Origin of the sequence: Actinomadura meyerae, from assembly GCF_900188445.1 — a bacterium.
Taxonomy (GTDB): domain Bacteria; phylum Actinomycetota; class Actinomycetes; order Streptosporangiales; family Streptosporangiaceae; genus Spirillospora; species Spirillospora meyerae.
On sequence record NZ_FZOR01000109.1, the window covers coordinates 1 to 1,672 of the forward strand.

The 1,672-nt window shown below is 67.8% G+C and carries 1 protein-coding gene; it reads right to left on the reverse strand.

Annotation, left to right across the window (positions count from 1 at the left end; genetic code table 11):
• Positions 1-366: 366 nt before the first annotated feature.
• Positions 367-1,566: an HNH endonuclease signature motif containing protein gene (locus CHF16_RS39125; RefSeq protein ID WP_218827049.1), complete on the reverse strand. Its 1,200-nt coding sequence runs from the start codon at positions 1,564-1,566 to the stop codon at positions 367-369.
• Positions 1,567-1,672: the final 106 nt, after the last annotated feature.

Here is a 1,672-nt window from a genome sequence, read left to right on the forward strand (position 1 = left end):
GACGTGTGGTTCTCCCCCCGAAGAACGTGGGCGCTTCACCCACTGATCACTTGCTCCCCAGCAAGATCACTTTCCACACCTGAGGGAATACCCCCCATTCGGGGGGCGGCAGCAGGGTTCCCGCCGCGTGCATTGTTCATCGGTCAGGTCGAACCGCCTCGTCACCGTTAGGGGTGGCCACGAGGTCTCCGGTGTCGTTCTTCACTGCGTCCGGCGTGTGAGTTGCCGCCGCTCGTCTCACTTCGAACAGGCCTTAGCCGAGCACACAGCCATAGATCAAGGCCAGCAAGGCAGGTCACCGGGTGTGGGCGGGCGGGCCCGGCCCGCGCCGCTGGGGGCGGGCGGGCTCGGGCGTTGGTCTGTTGTTCATGCGGCTTCGGCCCATATGGGTGGTGGGCGTCTTCGCTGGTGCAGGGCGTCGGTGCCGGGTGGGTGGAGGCGGTAGGTGTAGCGGCCGTCGGGTGTTTTGATGATGTGGAGTCGGTCGGGGTGGGTGTGTTTGTAGCGGTTGTGCCAGCCGCAGGTGAGGGTGAGTTTGTCGATGTCGGTGGGGCTGTTGCCGAGGGCCCAGCCGTGGACGTGGTCGACCTCGCACAACGTGCCCGGTACTTCGCACCCCTGCACCGCGCAGGTGTCGTACAGCGTTTCCAGGACTTGGCGCTGCGGGACGGTGGCGAATCGCACCCGGTGCCCGAGGTAAAGCGGCGTGTTCCCGGCACCGAGCAGCAGCGGCGACACCCCAGCGCTCAGCGCGATGCGGCGGGCCTGGGCTGCCGGGATCGGGGTGCCGTCGGTCAGTCTGGCTGGGGCGGTGCCGCCGGTGAGGGTGTCCAGGTCGCAGATGACGGTGACCTTGGTGGCCGTGTGCCCACCCGCCAGCACGCCGGTGAGCGCGGCCGCGGTGCGTTCGGACAGGTCGCGGTGGTCGTCGGTTCCGGCGGGCTTGGCCAGCGGTGCGAGGGTGCCGTCCCAGATCGCGGCGTCTTCGGCGTTGAGCCAGCCCTTGATGTAGCGGCCACCGTCCAGGGAGCGGGTCGAGTCGATCCACGACCGCTCATACCCCCGCTTCACGTCCTGCGGGGCTTGCTCGCGTCCGTCGCGTTCGGCGATGACGTCGCGGATCCGCTTACCGAAGCTGGCGACCTTCCCCGCGGAGAAGCCCTTGTCGACCATGTCCAGCAGGATGTCCTCAGCGGCCGGGCAGTCGTCATCGTCCAGGCGGGCGGTGGCCTCGGCGATCGTCGCGGCGTATCCGGTCGACAACTCACCGGCGGTCCACCGCTCGGTGACCTCCGTCAGACGGTGCCGCTGCCGCGCCAGCGTCAGCCGCTCTTTGGCGCGGGATTCGCGCATGCCCATGCGCGACCGCAGCCATGAACGGGTGGAGGGGAAACCCCACCGCTGCACCTCCCGCGCACTATCCACCACACCGACGAAACCCGCCAGCGCAGCCTCCTGCAGATCGTTGGCGGAGGCGAGTTCTTCGGCGAGTTCCAGGCAGGTGGCTGGGGAGTCGGGGGCGGTGCGGGAGGCGAGTGCTGCGGCGATCGCCGATACCGCGTGCACCAATTCCATGGTGCAATGCCGTTAAATTAGCCTGACCGTCAGGGTGTTATCCACATATCCACAGGCGTCGCAGGTCCATGTGGAGTTCGTGAAAGCGATTGAAGCC